We start from the raw sequence: 16,443 nt of genomic DNA on the forward strand, positions 1-16,443 counted from the left end.
CAATACGTGGAGTATATCGACGAATCGCCAAAACGCCGCAGGTGGCCCGTTATCGGGCGCCCCGAAGGGCGGCGTGTCCGCCGCCGGGGGGGACCATGCTCCGTCCATGGCTTGAGGGCCTCGTTCGCAAAAGGTCTCTGGAGCGACGATGGGATGGGACGCAACGCCGCCAAGCGTCCCGCTCGGTGATCTCCGCGACGCCATCATAACCTGAAGTTCCATGCGACTCGCGGCCCGATGCCTCCTGAAAGCCGCCACGGATCCAGGGGCTCGCGAACAGGCCCCCGAAAGGACCGGCATCGGCCGAAACAGGATATGGGAGGCTGGGGACGTCATGGGGAGGAAGGGATGGCGTTTCCGGGGAGGGCCGCCGTGGGCCGTGTCGCCATGGATGCCCCGCCTTCACGGCGGGATGCGCCCCGCCGGCCTGCAGGCGGGTCGCCGGCCCGGTCCATTTTGGCGCCACCTTAGCAAATGATGCCGGGCGGGACAAGACCTCAGGCGCCCTTCCCCTTCCGGGCGGCCCAGGCCTCGAGGGCCTCGGCCGAAAGGGTGTTGAGGCATTGGTCGGGCCCCAGCCAGGCCCGCCGCGCGATCCCCACCCCCCACTCCATCTGGTCCATCTGCTCCAGGGCATGGGCGTCGGTTCCCAGCATGAGGCGGCAGCCGGCGGCGGCCGCCGCCCGGGCCTGGAGGTCGTCGAGGTCGAGCCGGCGCCAGGAGGCGTTGATCTCGAGGGCCGTTCCGTGGCGTGCCGCCGCCTCGAAGACCGCCGGGGCGTCATAGGGCATGGGATCCCGTTCCCCGAGGAGCCGGCCGCTCGGGTGAGCCAGGCAGTGGACCCGGGGATGGGACACGGCGGCGATCATGCGGTCCGTGACCCTGGCCCGGTCCTGCCCGAATCCGGTGTGCACCGCGGCCAGGACCCAGTCCACCTCGTCCAGGACGGGGTCGGGGTAGTCCAGGCCCCCGTCCGGCAGGATCTCCACCTCCACCCCGCAGAAGAGCACCGGGTCGCCGGGGGACCGTGACCGGTTGAGGCGGCGGATCTCGGCGGTCTTCTCCCGGAGCCGCTCCTCGCTGAGTCCGCCGGCGATCCGGAGGGACCGGGAGTGGTCGCAGACGATCACCCACTCGAGCCCCCGGGCCGCGGCCGCCGCCCGGATCTCCTCGAGGGTGGCGGCCCCGTCGCTGTAGCGGGAGTGGACGTGCCCGTCGCCCCGGATGTCGGCCGGCGTCACCAGCCTTGGAAGCCGGTGCGCCTGGGCCGCCTCGATCTCCCCCCGGTCCTCCCGGAGTTCGGGAGGGATCCAGTCGAGCCCCAGGGCGGCGTAGACATCCTCCTCCCGCTCGCCTCCCAGCGTGACCCCCGCCCGGCTCACCCCGTACTCGTTGACCTTGAGCCCCTTTCGGACCGCCAGCTCCCGCAGGCGGACGTTGTGGGCCTGGGACCCGGTGAAATAGCAGAGGGCCGCGCCGTAGGACGCCCGCGGGACGAAGCGGAGGTCCACCTGGAGCCCGTCCTCCAGGCGGATGCTGGTCCGGGTGGGGCCGGAGAGCAGCACCTCCGCGACCCCGGGCAACCTCGCCAGGGCCGCCGAGACCGCCTCGGGCGCCTCCGCCTCGGCCAGGAGGTCGACGTCCTTCACCGTCTCGCGGCAGCGGCGGAGGCTTCCGGCGACGGTCACCCGGTGCACCCCCGGAACGGCCCGGAGGGCGCCGGCCAGGGCCCGGGCCACGGGCATGACCGTGCCGATGGGCCGCCGTGCCATGCCGGCCCGGACCAGGGCGATCCCCTTCAGGATCCGCTCCTCGGTCCGCGCCCCCACCCCCGGCAGCTCCCGGAGCCGCCCCTCCCGGGCGGCCGCCTCCAGGGCCTCGAGGGAGGCCACCCCCAGGCGATCGAAGAAGAGCCGCGCCTTCCTGGGGCCGACCCCCGGGACGGCCAGCACCTGGAGAAGTCCTGCGGGCACCCGCCGGGCGAGCTCGTCGTATTCCCGGATCCGCCCCGTCTCGAGCGCCTCCCGGACCTTGGCGGCCAGGTCCCGCCCGATGCCGGGGATCTCGGTGAGGCCGCCCGCCTCGACCACCCGGGGAAGGTCGGGGCCCAGTTCCTCCAGGGCGTCCGCGGCCCGCTGGTAGGCCCGGACGCGGAAGGGGTTGGCGCCCTCCACCTCGAGGAGCCGGGCCATGTCCCGGAAGGTCTTGGCGATGTCTCGGCTATCCATGGCGGCCTCCTGACACCTTCAGGATAGGACGGCCGGGCGGAAACCGCCACGGGGCCCGGGCACCGGGTGCAGGATCCCGGAAAAGGGTTTAATTTAAAAATATGTTGACCACGCGGCCGGTTTGACATCGGGGGCGCCGGTCCGGAACGGAGGTTCGCCATGTACACGCGGATGCTGGTGCTTCGCTTCCCCAGGGAGATCACGGACCAGCCCCTGGTCTGCAACCTGAGCCGGGACTACGATCTCTGTTTCAACATCCTCAAGGCCACCGTCCTGCCCGGCCAGGACGGCCTCATGGTCATCGAGATCTCCGGCCACAAGAAGAACGTCAGCCAGGGCCTCAAGTACCTCCGCTCCCGCGGGGTGAACGTGAAGTCCGTGGCCCAGCAGATCCGGCGCCGCACCGAGACCTGCATCCAGTGCGGGGCCTGCACGGGCATCTGCCCCACCCATGCCCTCTTTCTCGACCCGGCCACCATGGAGGTCGGCTTCGATCCCAAGCGGTGCTCAGGGTGCGAGCTCTGCGTGAGCGTCTGCCCCGTCCGCGCCATGGAGATCCGCCTGGACAAGGAGTCCGTCCTGGCCTGAGCGCCGCCCTCCCTTCGTCGAGGTGTCCGTGCCCGAACCCGAGAGCGTCCTCGTCGCCCTGAGCGGCGGGGTGGACAGCGCGGTGGCCGCCTGGCGGCTCCTCGAGGCCGGCCGACGGGTGGAGGGGTTCCACCTCCGGCTCGCGGACACGCCCGCCGCCCGGGCGTCGCGCGAAGCGGCCCGGGCCGTGGCGGCCCGCCTCGGCATCCCCCTCCACGAAAGCGACCTCACCGAGCGCTTCGCCCGCGAGGTGATCGATCCCTTCGTGGCGGCCTACCGCTCCGGCCGCACCCCGAACCCCTGCGTGCTGTGCAACCCGAGGATCAAGGTGGCCGCGGGCCTCGAGGCCGCGGACCGGCTGGGCCTCGGCGCCTTCGCCACCGGGCACTACGCCCGGGTCGAACGCCGCGAAGGCGTCTCCCGGCTCCTCGAGGGCCGGGACCGGGCCAAGGACCAGTCCTACTTCCTCCACGCCGTCGCCCCGGGCGCCCTCCCGCGCCTGTGCCTTCCCCTCGGCGACCTCGCCAAGACCGAGGTCCGGGCCCTCGCCCGCCGGGCCGGCCTCGCCCGTTACACCGCCCCCGAGAGCCAGGAGATCTGCTTCCTCCGGGGCGACTACCGGGACTTCCTCCGGGAACGGGTCCCGGACATCGCCCGCCCCGGCCCCGTGGTGGACGTGCGGGGCCGGGTGCTCGGGCGCCACGACGGCCTCTACCGCTTCACCGTGGGCCAGCGGCGGGGGATCGGCCTCCCGGACGCCACCCCCTACTACGTGGTCCGCCTGGAGCCGGCGGCGCACCGACTGGTGGTGGGAAAGGCCGAGGACCTCCTGTGCCGGGAGCTCACGGCCCGGGGCGTGAACTGGCTCGCACCGCCCCGGCCCGGGGCCCCGGCCCGGGTCCGGATCCGCTCCCGGCACGGGGGGCTGCCCGCGCGGCTCCACCCGGAGGCGGGGGGGCGCGTCCGGGTCCGGTTCCTCGCTCCGGCGCGGGCTGTCACGCCCGGCCAGTTTGCGGTATTTTACGAGGACGACATGGTGCTCGGCGGCGGTGAAATATGCGGGTAGCGATCTTCACCCTAGGTTGCAAGGTGAACCAGTACGAGTCCGCCGCCATCGCGGAGGCCTTCGAAGACCGGGGTGCCCTCGTGGTCCCCTTCCGGGAGGCCGCCGATCTCTACGTGGTCAACACCTGCGCGGTCACGGCCAGGGCCGCCGCCCAGGGACGCCAGGCCCTTCGAGCGGCCCGGCGCCGGAACCCCGCGGCCCGGGTGGTGGCCACGGGCTGCCAGGTCCAGGTGGACGCCCAGCGGATCCTCGACGAGGTCCCGGGGGCCATCTGCCTCGTGGGCAACGACTTCAAGGCCCAGCTCGCCGAGCTGGCCTCGGCCTCCGAGGACTGCCTCGAGTTCTACGTGGGGGAGATCGGCCGGATCCGCGAGATTCCCCGGCGCCTCCTCCGGCGCCCGCCCGCGCGGACCCGGGCCTTCGTCCGCGTCCAGGACGGTTGCGACGCCTTCTGCTCCTACTGCATCGTCCCCTTCGCCCGCGGACACAGCCGGAGTCTCCCGCCGGAACTGGTCCACCGCCAGGTGGAGAGCTTCGCCCGGGCCGGGGTACGGGAGGTGGTCCTCACCGGCATCCACCTGGGGGCCTACGGCCAGGACCTCTCCCCCCGCCGGGTCCTCCTGGATCTCCTCCGGGAGCTGGCGCCGGCCTTCCCGGAGGTCCTCTTCCGCCTGAGCAGCCTGGAACCCCTGGAGATCACCGACACCCTGGTCCACTGGGCCGCCGGGACCCCGAACCTGGCCCCCCACTGGCACGTCCCGCTCCAGAGCGGCAGCGCCCGGATCCTGGCTCGGATGAACCGGCGCTACACCCCCGGGGAATACGCCGAGCGCCTCCACCGCCTCCGGGAGGCCATGCCCCGGGCGGCCATCGGCGCCGACGTCCTGGTGGGGTTCCCCGGCGAAGAGGACGCCGACTTTCTGGAGACCCTCTCCTTCCTCGAGGGGCTGCCCGTCACCTACGTGCACGCCTTCCCCTACTCGGCCCGCCCGGGCACCCTGGCGGCCGCTCTGCCGGGGCAGGTCCCGTCGGCGGTCAAGAAGGCCCGGGTCCGGGCGGTCCGGGCCCTGGGCGAGACGAAGCGGACCGCCTTCCACGAGGCCCAGGTGGGCCGCACCACCTCCTGCCTGGTGGAGGACGTGGACCCCGCCACGGGCCTCTGGCGCGGGACGACACCCAACTACGTCCGGGTGCACCTTTCCGGGCTCGCCGCCGGCACGGACCACGGCGGGCGCCGTCTCCGGGTACGCATCACCGGTCAGTCCGGCGGGCGGGTCTTCGCCGAGGCCGTCTCCTGAAGCCCTCCCGCCCCCTCTGCTTGCACCGCCCGGCGCCACCCGGCAATATGGGCGCCATGGCCCCTCCCCCGGAACACCTCATTCTCGCCCTCGAAAGCTCCTGTGACGAGACCGCCGCCGCGGTCCTCCTCGAGGGCCGGCGGCTGCTCGCCTCCGTGGTGGCCTCCCAGGTGGAGGTCCACCGGCCCTACGGCGGGATCGTCCCGGAGCTCGCCTCGCGGCGTCACCTCGAGGCCCTGGTCCCGGTGGTCTCGGAGACCCTCCGGGGCGCCGGGGTGGACATCGGCGACATCACGGGCCTCGCGGTCACCCAGGGCCCCGGCCTCATCGGCTCCCTGGTGGTGACCCTCTCCTTCGCCAAGGCCCTCGCCCGTGCCCGGCGCCTGCCCCTCGTGGGCGTCAACCACGTCCAGGGCCACCTGGCCGCCGTCCACCTCGGGGATCCCCGGCCCGGATGGCCCCACGTGGGCCTCGTGGTCTCGGGGGGCCACACCAGCCTCTACCTGGTCCGGGGCCCGGCCTCGGCGGAGCTGCTGGGCCACACCCGGGACGACGCCGCCGGCGAGGCCTTCGACAAGGTGGCCAAGCTCCTCGGGCTCGGCTATCCCGGCGGCCCCGAGATCGCGAAACGGGCCGAGGGGGGCGACCCGGCCGCCTTCGACTTCCCCCGGGCGCGCCTCCCCGAAAGCCCCTTCGACTTCAGCTTCAGCGGCCTGAAGACGGCGGTCCGGACCCGGGTGGAGGGCCTCCGGGACCGGGCGGCCGCCGTGGCCGACGTCTGCGCCTCCTTCCAGGAGGCCGTGGTGGACGTCCTGGTGGAGAAGACCCTGGCCGCCGCCCGTCGCCACGGTGTGAAAAATCTGGTAGTCTGCGGGGGCGTGGCCGCCAACCGGAGGCTCCGGGCGGCCTTCCGCGAGCGGGCCGCCCCGGAGGGGTTCACCGTCTTCTTCCCGCCGGAGGCCCTGTGTACAGACAACGCCGCCATGATCGCCATGGCCGGATACCACCGGTTCCGGGAGGGCCCGGCGCCGGAGGCCGACATCGACGCCTTCTCTCGGTTGCCTCGGTGACGGCCTCGCAACGCCTTCGGACAGCGTGGATGGCGAAACGAAAATCGCCCGTTCAGGGCGCGAGCACCGCAGGAAACGCAGCGTACCCGAAATCCGCCGCGGAGAGGGGGACATCCGGCGCCTGCGGTCCTTCGTGACGCCATCGCCGCTGAGACCCGGCTCCGCGCACATGGATCACCCGGACGACACCCCGCCGAAGCCAACGCCGCCTCCCACCCGGCTGGCACCGACCCGATTCCTCCGTTACTACTGGCTCCGCCTGCTCCGGCTCCAGGGCGACCCGTGTTTCCTGGCCCGGGGGGTCGCCGTGGGCATCGCCGTGGCCCTCACCCCCACCATCCCCTTCCACACCGTGCTGATCGTGGTGCTCTGCGGCCTCCTGGGCGGCAACCTCATCGCCGCGGTCATCGCCAGCTGGCTGGTGAGCAACCCGGTGACCATCCCCTTCCAGTACCTGGCCGCCTGGAAGATCGGCGCCGTGCTCACCGGGGCCCGGTTCGACGCCTCGGAGGCCCGGCTCCTGGCGGCGGCCGTGGAATCCGCCGACGTCGTGACCGCCGCCTCGGCCTTCTTCCACGCCGGCGGCACCCTGATCCGCTGCATGATGGTCGGGGGCGTGGCCATGGCGCTGCCGGGCGGTGCGGTGGGCTACGCGGGCTTCCTCTGGGTCTACCGGGCCTACCGGAGGCACCGGAACCGGCGGGTCTCCGGCGCCGGGCCGCCCTCCCTCCCGCCCGGCCGCCGCGGATGACTTCCCCCCGTCCGCCGCTTCCGCGCCGCGCCCTGGGCCAGAACTTCCTGGTCCACGGCCACACCGTCCGGGCCATCGTGGAGCGCTCCGGGCTCCGGCCCGGGGAGACCGTGGTGGAGATCGGGGTGGGCCTCGGGGCGCTGACCCGGGAACTGGCCCGGGTGGCCGGGCGTGTCGTGGGAATCGAGGTGGACCGCCGGCTCGTGGAGTGGCTCGCGGCCGAGGGCGATCTTCCCGCCAACGTGGAGGTCCGCCACGCCGACATCCTCGAGGCGGACCTCCCCGGCCTGGCCGAAGAACTCGGCGGGCCCCTCCGCCTCTTCGGCAACCTCCCCTACAACATCTCCACACAGGTGCTGTTCCGGCTCTGGGAATCGCGCCGGGTGGTCCGGCGGGCCACCCTCATGTTCCAGAAGGAGGTGGCCGACCGCCTCCTCGCCGCCCCGGGAGGCAAGGACTACGGCATCCTCACCGTGCTGCTCGGTCTCTCCTGCCGCCTCGCCCGGCTCATGGAACTGCCGCCGGAGGCCTTCCGGCCCCGCCCGAAGGTCCGCTCCACGGTCCTGGACATCGACTTCCGGGATCCGCCCTTCCAGGTCCGCCACCCCGACCGCCTCCGGCGTCTCGTCCGGGCGGCCTTCCAGAAGCGGCGAAAGACCCTCCGGAACGCCCTCGCCGGCATCGACGGGATCCCGGGGGACAGGCTCGAGCGCTGCCTCGCCGCCTGCGGCCTCGACCCGGGCCAGCGCCCGGAAACGGTGCCGCCGGAGGGGTACCTGTGCCTCTGCGAGGCCATGGCGGCCCTGTGAACGCCCCGCGGCCGTCCCCGCCTAAGCCGTTGCCAAAACGTGACAAACTTGGCATGATGCGCCGGAGGCTCGGGGCATCGCGGCGGGCCGCCGCCGCGGAGGCCCCGACGCCGCCCGGGGCCGGCGGCCCCGGAGAATCCACATCGTCCGAGGTCGCTTCCATGATCCAAGGCTCCCACCGCGCCGCCCCCCGGAAGGCACCCTGCCCGGCCCCGGGGGCCGCCGCTGCGGCGGCCCGCCGCCGTTCCCATGGCGCGTAAGGGCGACATCACCGGCGGCGGCCCCCGGCCCGCCGCCGGCCTCGGGCCCGACCTGGCATCGGAAGATCCCAACCGGCTGGCCGAAACGGTCTTCCGCACGGCCGCCGGTTGCACGGAAGCCGTCCTCGCCGCCGCGGACCCCTTCCCCGAACCCCTCCGCCAACGCCTGCTCCTGGCCCTGGTCCACGCGGCCCTCCACCTCGTCCACCGGCGCCTCGCCCTCCAAATGACCATGGAGGCGGCCGACGACCGGGTACTGGAGATAGGTTCTTACCTTGCAAGGCTGAGTTATAGAAAATTCTTCAAGCAAGACATCATACCTGCCCCCGCCCACGAGTACTTCTCGACCCACTTCATGACCAACTACGAGCTCTTCCGGGACCACTTCGGCCTCTTCCCGCTCCCCGGGCCGGCGCCGGGCGCCCCCATGGAGACCGGGCTGGCCGATTGGCTCGCCGAGGCCCTCGACGACCGGTCCCTGGCCCAGCGCGCCGCCGCCGCCTTCTTCGAGGCCTGGCGGGAGATCTGTCCCGGGTAGGGCCCCGGCGGCCGCCTCGCAATCTCCGCCGGGCCGCGGTATCATGCCCGACCCGGCCGGGCCGCTTCCCCTGCACCTTCCCGCGCCCGGCATCACGCCGACCGTGAACACCGATCGCCTCCTGGACCACCTGCTCGCCGGCCCCTCGCCGCCCTCCCGGGCGGTGGACGTCACCGGCCTGGCCGGCTCGGCCCCGGCATGGATCCTCTCGCGCCTGGCGGGCCGCCTCCGCCGCCCCGTGCTCTGGGTGACGGCCGACCCCGCCCGGGCCGAACAGGCGGCGGCGGATCTGGCCTTCTTCACATCGGCCCCGGTCCTGCCCTTCCCCGCGCCCGAGGCCCTGCCCTTCGTCCCCATGATGCCGGCCCCGGAGATCGCGGCCCGGCGGGTGGGGACCCTCTACCAGGCCGCGACCGGCGAGGGCTTCCGGGTGGTGATCGCGCCGGTCCAGGCCCTGCTCCGCCGCACCCTGCCACCGGAGGTCCTCCTCGCCGAGGTGGAATACGTGGCCGCCGGCGAGGAAGCGGACCGCGACGGGCTCACCGCCTGGTTGGTGGCCCGGGGCTACCAGCGCACCCGCCTGGTCCAGGCCCCGGGCGAGTTCAGCGTGCGCGGCAGCCTCCTGGACCTCTTCCCGCCCCTCCACGACCGGCCCATCCGGCTGGACTTCTTCGGGGACCAGGTGGAAGAGATCCGGGCCTTCGATCCCCTCACGCAGCGGACCCTCCACCACCTCCCGGAGGCGGTGATCCTCCCCGCCGCGGAGGTCTTCCTGCCGGGCTGCCGCGAGGCGGACCTCCAGGCCGTTCAAGACCGGGTGGTCCGGGTCGCGGGCGACCGCGGCTGGCCGGCCCGGAAGGTCCACGAGCTCCTGCAGCGGATCGAGTCCTGCCGCCTCGCGGAGGGCTCGGAAATCCTCCTCCCCCTGCTGCACCCCGACCCGCCGCCGCCCCTGGCCTACCTCCCCCCCGGGACCCCCGTCCTCCTGGACGAGCCCGAGGCGGTGGCGGCCGCCGCCGAGGCCTTCTGGGAGCGGGCCTCCCGGAACCACGACCTGGCGGCGGCGGAGCACCGGGTCCTCTCGGACCTGGAGGCGCTCTTCCTCTCCCCGGCCCAGCTCCACCGAGCCCTGGAGGCGTCTCCCCGCTGGCGCCTCTCCGGGCTCGGCCCCCGAAGCCGGGAAGACGGCGTCATCGAGATCCGCTCCAGGCTCCCCGAGCCACCCGCGCCGCCGCCCGCCGGGGCGGCGGCCGACCCGGCGGGCCCGGCCTTCGACCGCCTCCGGTCCTGGATCGAGGCCGGCGACCGGGTGGTGCTGGTGACCCCGGGGGAGCGGCAGCGGCAGCGGCTGGCGCGGCTCCTGGCCCACCACGGGCTCTCCCCCGCCCCGGAGACGGCGGAGGTGGTGCCGGCCGCCCCAGGACTCCACCTGCGCTCGGGCCCCCTCACCTGCGGGTTCATGCTGCCGGGCGAGGCCCTGGTGGTCCTCACCGAGGACGAACTCCTCGGCGGCCGGCGGCCGCGCCGGGCCCGCCGGCGCGCCGAGGCCGGGGGCGAGACCCTCGCCTTCGAGGACCTCAGGCCCGGCGAGTACGTGGTCCACAGGGACCACGGTATCGCGCGCTTCCAGGGCCTGGTGCACCTCGAGGCCGGGGGCGTGCCGGGGGAATACCTCCTCCTCGAGTTCCGGGACGAGGACAAGCTCTACCTCCCGGTGGATCGCCTCGCCCTCATCCAAAAGTACGTCGGCGTGGAGGGACGGGAACCGAGGCTCGACCGCCTCGGCGGCACCCGGTGGCCCGCCGCCCGCGGCCGGGTCCGAAAGGCCGTCCGCGAGATCGCCCACGAACTGGTGGAGCTCTACGCCGCCCGCCGGGTCCGGAGCGGGACCGCCTTCTCCCCGCCGGACACCCTCTTCCGCCAGTTCGAGGCCGCCTTCCCCTACGAGGAGACCCCGCACCAGGCGGCCGCCATCGAGGACGTCCTCTCGGACATGACCTCCGAGCGCCCCATGGACCGCCTGGTCTGCGGCGACGTGGGCTACGGCAAGACCGAGGTGGCCCTCCGGGCCGTGATGAAGGCCGTGGTGGACGGCCGGCAGGCGGCGGTCCTCGTGCCCACCACTCTCCTGGCCGAGCAGCACGAGCGCACCTTCCGGGACAGGTTCCGCGCCTTCCCGGTGAAGGTGGGCGCCCTCTCCCGGCTCAAGCCCCCCGCCGAACAGCGGCGGGTCCTGGCGGGCGTGGCCTCGGGCGAGATCGACGTGGTCATCGGAACCCACCGTCTCCTCCAGCCCGATGTCCGGTTCGCCGATCTCGGCCTCGTGGTCATCGACGAGGAGCACCGCTTCGGCGTCCGCCACAAGGAGCGGCTCAAGCGCCTGCGCGAGACCGTGGACTGCCTCACCCTCACGGCCACCCCCATCCCCCGGACCCTCCAGCTCTCCTTCCTCGGGCTCCGGGACCTCTCGGTCATCGACACCCCGCCGCGGGACCGGCTCCCGGTGAAGACCTTCCTCGCCGAGGCCGACGACGCCGTCCTCCGGGAAGCCCTCACCCGGGAACTCGACCGCGGCGGCCAGGTCTACTTCGTCCACAACCGGATCCAGGGCCTGGAACGCCTGGCGGAGCACCTGGGGCGCCTCGTCCCCGGGGCCCGGATCCGCACCGCCCACGGACGCATGCCCGCCACGCAGCTCGAAGACATCATGCTCGCCTTCCTGAAGGGCGAGATCGACTGCCTGGTCTGCACCACCATCATCGAGTCGGGCATCGACATCCCCTCGGCCAACACCATCGTCATCAACCGGGCCGACCGCATCGGCCTCGCCGACCTCTACCAGCTGCGGGGACGGGTGGGCCGCGCCCGGGAGCAGGCCTACGCCTACCTCCTGGTCCCCCGACTGGGAGACCTGGCACCCGAGGCCCGAAAGCGCCTCCGGGCCATCATGGAACTGTCGGAGCTCGGCGGCGGCTACCGCCTGGCCATGCGCGACCTCCAGATCCGGGGCGCGGGCAACATCCTGGGCGTCTCGCAATCGGGCCACGTGGCCGAGGTCGGCTACGAGATGTTCCTGGAGCTTCTCCAGCAGGCGGTGGAAGAGATCCGCGGCGAACCCGCCGGGGAGCGGATCGACCCGGAGGTGCACCTCCCGGTCCCGGCCTTCATCCCGGAGGACTACGTCCCGGACGTGGAACAGCGCCTGGCCCTCTACCGCCGGATGGCCCGGCTGGCGGACGAGGCCGACTTCGCGGACCTCGCCGACGAACTGGAGGATCGCTTCGGCGCCCCCCCGCCCGAGGTGACGGCCATGCTCCGGGTCATGGCCCTCAAGCGGGACCTCGCCGCACGGAACGTGGCGCGCCTCGACTGCACCGAGCCCCGGGACCGGGCCACGCGGCAGCGATGGTCCCACCAGCTCGTCCTCGCCTTCACCCCGGCGGGCCCACCCGACCCCGACGGGCTCCTCCGGCGGGTCCGCTCCGACGCCTCCCTCCGGCCGCTCCCGGACGGCCGGCTCAAGGTCTTCTTCCGCCCCGCGCCGGGGGAGGACCTCCTGGCGGCCGCCGCCCGCGCCTTGCAGGCCGTGCCCGAAAAAGCTACATAGTGCGGATGATCCCTCGCATGCGCCTGCCCGCCCTCCCGACCGGAACCCTCCGCCTCCTGGGCGCCGTCCTCCTCCTGGCCCTGGCCCCGGCCTCCGCCGCCCGCGCCGGCCATACCGTGGACCGCATCGTGGCCGTGGTGAACGACCAGGCCATCACCCTCTCGGAGCTGGAGGAGAAGGCCCGGCCCGCCCTGGCGGCCGCCGGCCGCACCGACCGCCGTCGGGTCCTCGCCGAGGTCCTCGACCGCATGGTGGACGACATCCTGGTGACCGAGGAGGCCAAGCGGCTCCACATCGAGGTCTCCGACGCCGAGGTCCGGGACACCATGGCCCGGATCGCCAAGAGCAACGGGACCACGGTGGAGGCCATGCTGCAGGAGCTGGCCCGCCAGGGCATCGACCGGGAGCGCTACGAATCGGAGTTGAAGAACCAGATCCTGCGGGCGCGGGTGGTCAACTTCCGGGTCCGGTCCCAGGTGGTGGTCACCCCCGCCGACGTGGAGGCCGCCATCCGGGAGCTGCCGCCGGAAAAGACCCCGAAGGCCCCGAAAGGGCCCCAGTACGTGCTGCGCCACATCCTCTTCATGCCCCGGGGCCAAGGACCGGAAGCCGAGGCCGAGGCCCGCCGCCGCGCCGAGGCGGCCCTGAAGGCCCTGGATGCGGGCGAAGACTTCGCGGCGCTGGCCGCCCGCTACTCCGACGCCCCCACCGGGCAGGACGGAGGCTATCTCGGAGCCTTTTCCCCGGAGGACCTCTCCCCGGAGATCCGCCGGGTGGTGGAACACCTCCCGGCGGGGGGCCACAGCCCGGTGGTGCTGACCCCGTCCGGGTTCCAGATCTTCCAGCTCCAGGAGGTCCTGCGCGGCCCGGAGGCCGCCCGGCGGCTTTTGGAGGAGAAGGTTCGTGCCCGGCTCTACCAGCGCCAGTTCGAGAGGCGGCTGGAGGAATGGGTCCGGGAGCTTCGAAAGAAGGCGGCCATCCGGATCCTCCTGTGACCCCCCGGCCGGGCCCGACCCCGCCACCGTGCCATGCCTGATCTCCTCGTGCTGTCCGCCATCGTGATCGGGGGCCGCGACCTCGGCGAATCCGACCGCCTGGTCACCCTCTTCACCCTGGAAGCGGGCAAGACCCGGGTGGTGGCCAAGGGCGCCAAGCGGAGCCGGCGCCGCTTCCTGAACGCCCTGGAGCCCTTCACCCGGATCTGCGCCCGGGTGGCCCCGCCGCGGACCTCGGGGCTCGGCCGCCTCGACGGGGCCGACGTCCTGGCCTCGCCGCCGGACTTCGCCGCCCGGTTCGAGGCCTACCCCCACGCGGCCCTCTGCGGCGAGTTGGCGGACCTGTGGTTCCGGGAGGGCGACCCGCAGCCGGGAGCCTACCGGCTCCTGGACGACCTCGTCCGGGCCCTGGCGGCCCCCGGCGCCGACCCGGCCCGCCTCTCCCTCTGGTTCCAGGCCAGGGTCCTCGCCCTGGCGGGCTACGGTCCCACGTGGGACCGGTGCCCCCGGTGCGGCCGGCCGGCCGCCGGGGTGGACCTCCCCTTCAGCCTCGAAGGCGGAGGGCCCGTCTGCTGCCGCCCCGGGGAGGACCCGGCCCTCCGGGTGAGCGCCGGCACCCTTCGGACCTTATCCCATCTGGCCGCCAAGCCGATGGAGAGACTGGACCGCCTGCGCATCTCGCCGGCCACCCTCGAGGAAGGCCTGCGACTGCTCCGGCGGCTCCATTGCCATCATCTCCAGCGGATGCCGGCCTCCTACCGGGTCTTGGCGGAGTTCGCCCGCCCGCCCGCCGGCCGGCCCGCCGGGAACGACGACGCACCATGAGCACCGAGCACGACAACCAGCAGAACCAGTACGTCCTGAACGGATTGAGCGCCACGGAGAGCTGGCGGCTCTTCCGGATCCTGGCGGAGTTCGTGGACGGTTTCGAGGCCCTCTGCCGGATCTACCCCGCGGTCTCCATCTTCGGCTCGGCCCGGGCCAAGCCCGACAGCACCTGCTACCAGACGGCGGAAACCATCGCGCGGGAGTTGGCCAAGGCGGGCTACTCGGTGGTCACCGGGGGCGGCCCCGGCGTCATGGAGGCCGCCAACAAGGGGGCCGCCGAGGCCGGGGGCCGCTCCATCGGCCTCAACATCCGGCTCCCCCACGAGCAGCGGCCCAACCCCTACGCCACCATGCACCTGGACTTCCGCTACTTCTTCGTGCGCAAGGTCATGCTGGTGAAGTACGCCGTGGCCTTCGTCTGCCTGCCGGGCGGATTCGGCACCCTGGACGAGTTCTTCGAGGCGGTCACCCTGGTCCAGACGCGGAAGATCAAGCCCTTCCCCATCATCCTCGTGGGCAGCGACTACTGGAAGGGCCTCCTGAAGTGGATGGAAACGGAGATGCGGGCGCGGGGCATGATCTCCCCGGGAGACCTGTCGCTCTTCCAGATCCTGGACGACCCCGGGCAGATCGTGGAGACCATCCGCCGGGAGGCCCCGAGGCAGGCCGAGTCCTGCCCCATCTAGCCCCGCCCCCTCAGGCCAGCGGCCACTCCCGCCGGCGCCGGTTCTTGGCGATGACCAGGGTATAGTAGGAATCGCTTCCGGCGGTCAGGGCATCGAGGCCCCGGTGCACCCGCTCCCCCGGGAGCCCGCACCGGCTCACCACCACCCCCTCGAGTTCGCTCCCCTCCCGGAGCGCCCGGGCGACCTCCTCGGCCCGCCGGTAGACCTTGAGGACCACGAGGTTGTCGGCCAGGGCCCGGAAGCGCTCCACCTGGGCCCCGCCCTTGGCGCCGGAGACGATCACCAGGGATTCCTCCCCCTCGGCCAGGGGCTCGCCGGCCTGGGCGGCGGCGGCCTGGTAGGAGGTGATCCCCGGCACCACCTCCGCCTCGAGACCCGGTGCCAGGGCCGAAAGGCGCCGCCACAGGTAGGTGAATGTGGAAAAGGTGCTGGGATCGCCCAGGGTGATGAAGGCGGCGTCGGCCGGGGCCTCGAGGACGCCGAGCACCCGGCGGGCGTTTTCGTCCCAGGCCGCCTCCACCTCGCGCCGGTTCCGGGTCATGGGAAAATGGAGCGGCACCACCCGGGCGGAGGGCGCCAGGTACGGCTCGGCGATCCGCCGGGCCAGGCTCTCGCCGTCCCCGTGAGCGCAGGCGCTGAAGACCACGTCCACCCGGCCCAGGACCCGGGCGGCCCGGACGGTGATGAGCTCGGGGTCGCCGGGGCCCACGCCCACCCCGTAGAAGCGGCCGTATCCCGCGGGGCCTGGGCTCACGGCGCCACCTCGGCCGCCCGGGGGTAGAGGAAGGCGTGGAGGAGCTCCACGGCCTGCACGGACCGGGGCCCCGGCCGCGAGAAGAGGGCCTCGTCCACCCGGAGGATCCGGCCGGCCCGGACCGCAGGCAGGAGGGCGAAGTTCGGCCGCCGCCGGGGATCCGACGGAGCCGGGTTCATGACCCCCTCCTGGATCACGTAGACGTCCGGCGCCGCGGCCAGCAGGAACTCGAGGTCGCACCGCACCAGGCGCTTGGGGACGCGGACCACGTTCCGCCCGCCCGCCTGCTCGATGACGGCGTCCACGATGCTCCGGGCCCCCGCGGCGATGAGGGAGGTCTCGTTGACCTCGAAGAAGACCTTCGGGCGCGGGGCGCCCCGGGGCACCAAGGCCCGGACCGCCTGGAGCCGCCGCTCCATGTCGGCCACCAGGCGCCGGGCGGCGGCCGGCCGGCCGGTGAGCACGCCGATGCGCCGGATGGTGGAGAAGAGGCCCTCGAAGTCGGCCGGGTTGAAGACGGCCGCCGGGATCCCCCGGGCCCGGAGCCGGGCCACGGTCACGGCGGCCTCGGCCCGGCCGCCGCCCTGGAGCACGAGGTCGGGCGCCAGCCCCAGGATCAGCTCGAGGTTGGGCCGCAGGTGGGTGCCGACCCGGGGCTTCGCCCGGACCGAGGGCGGGTAGGTCTCGCCCCGGGTGCAGCCGACCAAGGCCCCGTCGAGGCCGAGGGCGCAGACGATCTCGGTGAGCCCGCCGTAGAGGCACACGATGCGCCCGGCGGGCCGCTCGAGGACCACATCGGTGCCGAGGTCGTCCACCACCCGAACCGCCGCGGCGGACCCGGCCGCCGGGGCGAGCCCGGCCAGGCATGCCAGGCATGCCAGGCATGCCTGGACGCCCCACGGCAGGCGCCGTCTCCCCATGCGCAGCCACCGTCCCATGATCGTTCACCCCCAGGAACAAAAAAA

At 73.4% G+C, this 16,443-nt stretch carries 14 protein-coding genes; 11 read left to right on the forward strand and 3 right to left on the reverse strand.

The window, feature by feature from the left end; genetic code table 11:
- Positions 1 to 497: 497 nt before the first annotated feature.
- The gene (gene polX, locus HCU62_RS06030; protein WP_163298512.1) at positions 498 to 2,228 is read right to left on the reverse strand and encodes a DNA polymerase/3'-5' exonuclease PolX; all 1,731 of its coding nucleotides are present in this window, start codon (positions 2,226 to 2,228) and stop codon (positions 498 to 500) included.
- A 159-nt stretch (positions 2,229 to 2,387) separates the two neighbouring features.
- Here polX and HCU62_RS06035 point away from each other — a divergent pair, with 159 nt between their 5' ends.
- The 11 genes from HCU62_RS06035 (at position 2,388) to HCU62_RS06085 (ending at position 14,724) form a co-directional block, all read left to right on the forward strand.
- The gene (locus HCU62_RS06035; RefSeq protein ID WP_163298513.1) at positions 2,388 to 2,816 is read left to right on the forward strand and encodes an NIL domain-containing protein; all 429 of its coding nucleotides are present in this window, start codon (positions 2,388 to 2,390) and stop codon (positions 2,814 to 2,816) included.
- Between the two features lie 28 nt (positions 2,817 to 2,844).
- Entirely contained in the window at positions 2,845 to 3,882 is a 1,038-nt protein-coding gene (gene mnmA / locus HCU62_RS06040; RefSeq protein ID WP_163298514.1) for a tRNA 2-thiouridine(34) synthase MnmA, read from the forward strand.
- Complete coding sequence (mtaB, locus tag HCU62_RS06045; RefSeq protein WP_163298515.1) at positions 3,873 to 5,180, forward strand: tRNA (N(6)-L-threonylcarbamoyladenosine(37)-C(2))-methylthiotransferase MtaB; 1,308 nt, start codon at positions 3,873 to 3,875, stop codon at positions 5,178 to 5,180. Before mnmA ends, mtaB begins: the two co-directional genes overlap by 10 nt.
- Positions 5,181 to 5,236: 56 nt before the next feature.
- Positions 5,237 to 6,250 carry a tRNA (adenosine(37)-N6)-threonylcarbamoyltransferase complex transferase subunit TsaD gene (tsaD, locus tag HCU62_RS06050; RefSeq protein ID WP_163298516.1) on the forward strand — a complete coding sequence of 338 codons (1,014 nt, stop codon included), beginning with the start codon at positions 5,237 to 5,239 and terminating at the stop codon, positions 6,248 to 6,250.
- 169 nt (positions 6,251 to 6,419) lie between these two features.
- A complete protein-coding gene (locus tag HCU62_RS06055) occupies positions 6,420 to 7,001 on the forward strand; it encodes a DUF2062 domain-containing protein (protein ID WP_169755504.1) in 582 nt (193 codons plus the stop codon).
- Complete coding sequence (gene rsmA, locus HCU62_RS06060; RefSeq protein ID WP_169755505.1) at positions 6,998 to 7,810, forward strand: 16S rRNA (adenine(1518)-N(6)/adenine(1519)-N(6))-dimethyltransferase RsmA; 813 nt, start codon at positions 6,998 to 7,000, stop codon at positions 7,808 to 7,810. The genes HCU62_RS06055 and rsmA overlap by 4 nt, the downstream gene beginning before the upstream one ends.
- Before the next feature lie 249 nt (positions 7,811 to 8,059).
- Positions 8,060 to 8,608 (forward strand): hypothetical protein, encoded by a 549-nt coding sequence (locus HCU62_RS06065; RefSeq protein WP_163299883.1) that lies wholly within the window; start codon positions 8,060 to 8,062, stop codon positions 8,606 to 8,608.
- 103 nt (positions 8,609 to 8,711) lie between these two features.
- Positions 8,712 to 12,215 carry a transcription-repair coupling factor gene (gene mfd, locus HCU62_RS06070; RefSeq protein WP_169755506.1) on the forward strand — a complete coding sequence of 1,168 codons (3,504 nt, stop codon included), beginning with the start codon at positions 8,712 to 8,714 and terminating at the stop codon, positions 12,213 to 12,215.
- A 17-nt stretch (positions 12,216 to 12,232) separates the two neighbouring features.
- The gene (locus tag HCU62_RS06075) at positions 12,233 to 13,210 is read left to right on the forward strand and encodes a peptidylprolyl isomerase (protein ID WP_163298982.1); all 978 of its coding nucleotides are present in this window, start codon (positions 12,233 to 12,235) and stop codon (positions 13,208 to 13,210) included.
- Between the two features lie 33 nt (positions 13,211 to 13,243).
- Positions 13,244 to 14,035 carry a DNA repair protein RecO gene (gene recO / locus HCU62_RS06080; protein ID WP_163298983.1) on the forward strand — a complete coding sequence of 264 codons (792 nt, stop codon included), beginning with the start codon at positions 13,244 to 13,246 and terminating at the stop codon, positions 14,033 to 14,035.
- Positions 14,032 to 14,724 (forward strand): LOG family protein, encoded by a 693-nt coding sequence (locus HCU62_RS06085; protein WP_163298984.1) that lies wholly within the window; start codon positions 14,032 to 14,034, stop codon positions 14,722 to 14,724. Before recO ends, HCU62_RS06085 begins: the two co-directional genes overlap by 4 nt.
- 10 nt (positions 14,725 to 14,734) lie before the next feature.
- On the opposite strand, the gene cobI is transcribed toward HCU62_RS06085, so the two are convergent.
- Positions 14,735 to 15,478 carry a precorrin-2 C(20)-methyltransferase gene (gene cobI, locus HCU62_RS06090; protein ID WP_163298985.1) on the reverse strand — a complete coding sequence of 248 codons (744 nt, stop codon included), beginning with the start codon at positions 15,476 to 15,478 and terminating at the stop codon, positions 14,735 to 14,737.
- Positions 15,475 to 16,416, reverse strand: a complete 942-nt coding sequence (locus tag HCU62_RS06095; protein WP_169755507.1) for an ABC transporter substrate-binding protein — start codon at positions 16,414 to 16,416, stop codon at positions 15,475 to 15,477. Before HCU62_RS06095 ends, cobI begins: the two co-directional genes overlap by 4 nt.
- Positions 16,417 to 16,443: the final 27 nt, after the last annotated feature.

The sequence above is a fragment of the Dissulfurirhabdus thermomarina genome (assembly GCF_012979235.1).
GTDB classification, from domain to species: Bacteria; Desulfobacterota; Dissulfuribacteria; order Dissulfuribacterales; family Dissulfurirhabdaceae; genus Dissulfurirhabdus; species Dissulfurirhabdus thermomarina.

What these genes read in the sequence shown, in the direction of transcription:
- recO (WP_163298983.1), top strand. Translation starts at nt 13,244, where the DNA reads ATGCCTGATCTCCTCGTGCTGTCCGCCATCGTGATCGGGGGCCGCGAC.
- HCU62_RS06075 (WP_163298982.1), top strand. Translation starts at nt 12,233, where the DNA reads ATGCGCCTGCCCGCCCTCCCGACCGGAACCCTCCGCCTCCTGGGCGCC.
- tsaD (WP_163298516.1), top strand. Translation starts at nt 5,237, where the DNA reads ATGGCCCCTCCCCCGGAACACCTCATTCTCGCCCTCGAAAGCTCCTGT.
- HCU62_RS06065 (WP_163299883.1), top strand. Translation starts at nt 8,060, where the DNA reads ATGGCGCGTAAGGGCGACATCACCGGCGGCGGCCCCCGGCCCGCCGCC.
- HCU62_RS06085 (WP_163298984.1), top strand. Translation starts at nt 14,032, where the DNA reads ATGAGCACCGAGCACGACAACCAGCAGAACCAGTACGTCCTGAACGGA.
- polX (WP_163298512.1), bottom strand. Translation starts at nt 2,228, where the DNA reads ATGGATAGCCGAGACATCGCCAAGACCTTCCGGGACATGGCCCGGCTC.
- mtaB (WP_163298515.1), top strand. Translation starts at nt 3,873, where the DNA reads ATGCGGGTAGCGATCTTCACCCTAGGTTGCAAGGTGAACCAGTACGAG.
- HCU62_RS06055 (WP_169755504.1), top strand. Translation starts at nt 6,420, where the DNA reads ATGGATCACCCGGACGACACCCCGCCGAAGCCAACGCCGCCTCCCACC.
- HCU62_RS06035 (WP_163298513.1), top strand. Translation starts at nt 2,388, where the DNA reads ATGTACACGCGGATGCTGGTGCTTCGCTTCCCCAGGGAGATCACGGAC.
- HCU62_RS06095 (WP_169755507.1), bottom strand. Translation starts at nt 16,416, where the DNA reads ATGGGACGGTGGCTGCGCATGGGGAGACGGCGCCTGCCGTGGGGCGTC.
- rsmA (WP_169755505.1), top strand. Translation starts at nt 6,998, where the DNA reads ATGACTTCCCCCCGTCCGCCGCTTCCGCGCCGCGCCCTGGGCCAGAAC.